The following is a 4,954-nucleotide window of genomic DNA, read 5'->3' as shown; positions in this document are numbered from 1 at the left end:
GTCCGGCAACGCGGCGAGCGTGCGTACCGGGCGTCGCGACGCCGCGGGCATTTGTCAGACACCCCCTAGGGCGACGGGCGGCGGGTGGACGGGCGGCCGAAAAAGCAGTGTGCTCCGGGGCGTGGACGCCGCGTCGCGGGGCATTCGAGTCTCTGCTTGACGGTGCCCGGTGATGAACCGCGGCCGTCGGACGCCATGGAGACAGTCACTTCGCCGCGGGCGGCGGTCCGCCGTGCGGGAAGCGATTCCGAGGGGAGAGGTAACATCATGATCCTTCCGGCGGAGAAGGAACTGCGTGCGGTGCTGGCCCGGTTCGCTCAGGCGCGCATCGAGCACGATGTCCGCCCCACCGGCTACACCAGCCGGGCGCTCGAGGACGCCACGTACACGTTGTGCGTGATGACCGGCTCCCGCACCGCCGATGAGGCCCTGCTCGCGGCGGACACCCTGCTCGCGCGGTACGGCGGCCGTACGGGCGTCTCCCGCGAGGACGAGACACTGGCCGCCTAGGCCCGCATCCCGCGGGAAGCGGGAGCGTCCCGGCGGCGGGCGGTGTCGTCAGGCGACGAGCCCCCACACGAGTGCGGCCAGGACGGTGAGCGCGGCGACGGGCAGTATCACGTCACGCACCCGCGCCAGCCGCTCCTCGACGCCGCGCCCTCCTCCTGCGGAGCCGGCCGGTCGAGGGCTCTGCGAGAGGTGCAGGGCGGCACACCACTCGCACGGCGGTGCGGTCTCGTCCGGCCAGTGGGCTCCCGCCGCTCGGGCGTGGGCCACCCCGACCGGGTCGGTTTCCTTGAGGGGCATGCCAGGACAACGGTGCGGCACGGGCACCGGTACCGCTGTGGCGTCCTGCTGTGATGGTTTCGCGTCCGGACCGTGACCCGGCCGGTCCGGCCGTGGACGGAACAGAGCGTTCCTCGCACCCACAGTAGTTGCACGATCAACGACCGCCGGGCCCGGTGCTACGGTGCAGGTATGGCAGCCAAGACGGCCGGGGCGCGGCTCGAGGAACGCTGGCGGGAGATCCTCTCGGTGCACGCCCGCACGATGTGCGAGATCGACCGCGTGCTGCATCCGCACGGCCTGGGCGCGAGCGACTTCGAGGTGCTCGACATCCTGGTGGCCGAGGCGCCGGAGGAAGGCACCCAGTGCCGGGTGCAGAATCTGGTCGGCCGGGTCCATCTCAGTCAGAGCGCGTTGTCCCGCCTTATCGCCCGGCTGGAGAAGGACGGGCTGGTGGAGCGCTCCATGTGCGCCGAGGACCGGCGGGGTGTGTATGTCGCACTCACCCGCAAGGGGCGCGACCTGCACTCCGAGGTGCTGCCGCTGCAGCGGTCCGTGCTGGCCCGGATGCTGGGCGACCTCTAGCCGGAAACGGGCCGGCCCGGTCTCCCGCGGTGGCCGTGGGCGGGCCGGCTCCCGCTTTCCTAGTGACGGGCCAGCAGCGTGCGCACGCCGTCCGACGTGAGGGTCAGGCGGTGCTCCGAGCCGGCGTCGATGGAGAGCGACAGGTCGTCGGCCGGCCACTGCGCGGCGAGCGCGCCGAGCGGCACCATGCGGTAGCGCGAGACGTACGGCAGCAGGTCGGCCATCTCCAGTTCCGAGGTGAACACGGGCACCACCTGGCGCCCGCCCTGCTGCTCCAGTACCGGCAGGGCCAGCATCCCGGGGTCGGCGTCCGGCTCGTTCGCGTCGTCCGGTACCGGGACCAGTACGTCGCTGCCTGCGAGGGTGTCGAGCGCCGCCGTGTCCTCGGTGTTCTCGGCGAGCGCGTCCAGAGCCCGCTGGGCGGGCGTGACGGGGTGGTCGTTCGCGGGTGTTTCCATGGCACATTCCCTGGTAGCGGCGGTGGGGTGGAGGCCCGCGCGGTGATCGGCACGGGCACGGTTCAGCCACGCGTACCCGATCGCCCACGGCGCAATCATGTTCGACGAGCCGCGGCCGGACTGCGGCGTGCCCCCGGGCGGGGCCCTCGGGGAAGGTTGCGGCGCGTGGTGCGGGGTGTTTCGCTGGCGCGAGAGCCGAGTGCCGTGGCTGTCGGTGCACGTACCGCCGGAGGAAGGCATCGTCATGACCGTTGAGGCCTGTGTGGACGCCGTGCTGGCCGGGCTGGACGGCATCCGCTCCGACGTGGAGGACCTCTACCGCGACCTGCACGCCCACCCCGAGCTCGGCTTCCGGGAGCACCGCACCGCCGGGAGGGCGGCCGAGGCGCTGCGGGGGTACGGCTACCAGGTGACGGCGGGCATCGGCGGCACCGGTGTGACCGGAGTCCTCGCCCGCGGGGACGGCCCCACGGTGATGCTGCGCGCGGACATGGACGCGCTGCCGGTCCCGGAGGCGACCGGCCTGCCGTACGCGTCCACCGCCACCGCGACGGACGGCGACGGCGTCGAGCGGCCCGTGATGCACGCCTGCGGCCATGACGCGCACGTGGCCTGCATGGTCGGCTTCGCCCGGCTCATGGCGGCGGCGACCGATGCGTGGCGGGGCACGCTGATCGTGCTCTTCCAGCCGTCGGAGGAGAACGGCGACGGCGCCCGCGCGATGATCGAGGACGGTCTCACCGGGAAGGTGCCCCGGCCCGACGTGGTGCTGGCGCAGCACGTACTGCCGTATCCGGCCGGTCTGGTCGGCACCCGGGCCGGATCGTTCATGTCCGCCGCCGACAACCTGCGCGTCACCCTCCACGGCCGCGGCGGCCACGGGTCGATGCCGGAGGCGGCCGTCGACCCGGTCGTCATGGCGGCGATGTGCGTGGTGCGGCTCCAGACGGTCGTCTCGCGGGAGATCGCGGCGACCACGCCCGCCGTCGTGACGGTGGGCAGCATCCGGGCGGGGACCGGCCCGAACATCATTCCCGACCACGCCGTCCTCGAGCTGAACGTCCGCACCTACGATCCGGCCGTGCGCGAGCGCGTGCTGGCCACGATCGAGCGGATCGTCCGCGCGGAGGCCCGGGCGTCCGGCGCCCCGGCCGAGCCGACGGTCGAGCACCTGACGTCGTTCCCGCCCACGGTCAACGACGCCGCGGCCACGGCCACGGTGGCCGGCGCCTTCGCCGCCCGCTTCGGCGCCGACGCGCGGACGCTGGGACTCCAGACGGCCAGCGAGGACATGAGCGAGATCCCGGCGGCGTTCGGCGTGCCGTACACGTACTGGGGCATCGGCGGGACCGCGCCGGAGCTGTACGCCGACGCGGAGCGCCGCGGGACCGTGCAACGGGACGTGCCGCACAACCACAGCCCGGCGTTCGCCCCGGTCCTCCAGCCCACGCTGGACACGGGCGTGCGGGCGCTGACCACGGCCGCGCTCGCCTGGCTGGCGGCCGGCGGCGGGCCGGACCGGGCGTGATCCGGTACTCATCTGATCGACCGGGGGCCCACTTGATCGATCAGAGAAGCGGTCGGGTTAGCATATGAGCGCCGCCTAGCTCGAAAGATAAGAGACGTGACTGTCAACGACGACTCGTTCACCAATTGGAAGAACCGCGAGGAGATCGCGGAATCGATGATCCCGATGATCGGGAAGCTGCACCGCGAGCGGGACGTCACCGTCCTGCTGCACAGCCGCTCCCTGGTGAACAAGTCGGTGGTCAGCATCCTCAAGACGCACCGCTTCGCCCGGCAGATCGCCGGTGCGGAGCTGTCGGTCACCGAGACGCTCCCCTTCGTCCAGGCCCTCACCGCGCTCGACCTCGGTCCCTCCCAGATCGACATCGGCATGCTGGCCGCGACCTACAAGGCCGACGACCGCGGCCTGTCGGTGGCGGAGTTCACCGCCGAGGCCGTCGCCGGTGCCACCGGCGCCGACAAGATCGACCGCCGTGAGCCGCGCGACGTCGTGCTGTACGGCTTCGGCCGCATCGGCCGGCTCGTCGCCCGCCTGCTCATCGAGAAGGCCGGTTCGGGCAACGGTCTACGGCTGCGTGCCATCGTCGTCCGGGGCGGTGGCGACCAGGATCTCGTCAAGCGGGCCTCGCTGCTGCGCCGCGACTCGGTGCACGGCCAGTTCCAGGGCACGATCACCGTCGACGAGGACACCAGCACGATCGTCGCCAACGGCAACGCGATCAAGGTGATCCACGCCGACGACCCGACGCAGGTCGACTACACGGCGTACGGCATCAAGAACGCCATCCTCATCGACAACACCGGCAAGTGGCGTGACCGCGAGGGCCTGTCGAAGCACCTGCGCCCCGGCATCGACAAGGTCGTGCTGACCGCGCCGGGCAAGGGCGACGTCCCGAACATCGTGCACGGCGTCAACCACGACACCATCAAGCCGGACGAGCAGATCCTGTCCTGCGCGTCCTGCACCACCAACGCGATCGTGCCGCCGCTGAAGGCGATGGCCGACGAGTACGGTGTGCTGCGCGGCCACGTGGAGACCGTCCACTCGTTCACCAACGACCAGAACCTGCTGGACAATTACCACAAGTCGGACCGCCGTGGCCGGTCGGCGCCGCTGAACATGGTCATCACCGAGACCGGTGCCGCCTCCGCCGTCGCCAAGGCGCTCCCGGACCTCAAGGCGAAGATCACCGGCAGCTCGATCCGCGTCCCGGTGCCGGACGTCTCGATCGCGATCCTCAACCTCCAGCTGGCCCGCGAGACCACCCGCGAGGACGTCCTCGACCACCTGCGCGAGGTGTCGCTGACCTCGCCGCTCAAGCGGCAGATCGACTTCATCAGCGCCCCCGACGCGGTCTCCAGCGACTTCATCGGCTCGCGCCACGCCTCGATCGTCGACGCAGGCGCGCTCAAGGTCGAGGGCGACAACGCCATCCTCTACCTCTGGTACGACAACGAGTTCGGCTACTCCTGCCAGGTCGTCCGCGTCGTCCAGCACGTCTCCGGGGTGGAGTACCCGACCTACCCGGCCCCGGCGGTCTGATCCACGAGCACCCCGACCGGCACGAGTACGCGCGAGGGGCGGCGGGACCCGGAGG

Annotated in this window: 6 protein-coding genes; 4 read left to right on the top strand and 2 right to left on the bottom strand. The window is 71.6% G+C overall.

Features of this window, described 5'->3' with window-relative positions; all coding sequences use genetic code 11:
* Window positions 1-267: 267 nt before the first annotated feature.
* Window positions 268-510: a DUF5133 domain-containing protein gene (locus ACFWJB_RS35355; RefSeq protein ID WP_385473364.1), complete on the top strand. Its 243-nt coding sequence runs from the start codon at window positions 268-270 to the stop codon at window positions 508-510.
* A gap of 48 nt (window positions 511-558) precedes the next feature.
* Here ACFWJB_RS35355 and ACFWJB_RS35350 read toward each other — a convergent pair whose 3' ends face one another.
* A complete protein-coding gene (locus ACFWJB_RS35350) occupies window positions 559-807 on the bottom strand; it encodes a hypothetical protein (protein ID WP_385473361.1) in 249 nt (82 codons plus the stop codon).
* Between the two features lie 171 nt (window positions 808-978).
* Here ACFWJB_RS35350 and ACFWJB_RS35345 point away from each other — a divergent pair, with 171 nt between their 5' ends.
* Window positions 979-1,371, top strand: a complete 393-nt coding sequence (locus ACFWJB_RS35345) for a MarR family winged helix-turn-helix transcriptional regulator (protein ID WP_385473358.1) — start codon at window positions 979-981, stop codon at window positions 1,369-1,371.
* A 59-nt stretch (window positions 1,372-1,430) separates the two neighbouring features.
* Here ACFWJB_RS35345 and ACFWJB_RS35340 read toward each other — a convergent pair whose 3' ends face one another.
* Window positions 1,431-1,829 (bottom strand): SseB family protein, encoded by a 399-nt coding sequence (locus ACFWJB_RS35340; protein WP_385473355.1) that lies wholly within the window; start codon window positions 1,827-1,829, stop codon window positions 1,431-1,433.
* Window positions 1,830-2,073: 244 nt separating this feature from the next.
* Between ACFWJB_RS35340 and ACFWJB_RS35335 the strand changes: the two genes are divergently transcribed.
* Together ACFWJB_RS35335 and ACFWJB_RS35330 are read left to right on the top strand one after the other, a co-directional pair.
* Complete coding sequence (locus ACFWJB_RS35335; protein ID WP_386927409.1) at window positions 2,074-3,357, top strand: amidohydrolase; 1,284 nt, start codon at window positions 2,074-2,076, stop codon at window positions 3,355-3,357.
* A gap of 96 nt (window positions 3,358-3,453) precedes the next feature.
* Entirely contained in the window at window positions 3,454-4,899 is a 1,446-nt protein-coding gene (locus tag ACFWJB_RS35330; protein ID WP_385473350.1) for a glyceraldehyde-3-phosphate dehydrogenase, read from the top strand.
* Window positions 4,900-4,954: the final 55 nt, after the last annotated feature.

Source organism: Streptomyces sp. NPDC127100, assembly GCF_042724095.1.
Taxonomy (GTDB): Bacteria; Actinomycetota; Actinomycetes; order Streptomycetales; family Streptomycetaceae; genus Streptomyces.
Note: the sequence above shows the minus strand (reverse complement) of the source record. Positions and strands in the feature narration are given on the sequence as shown.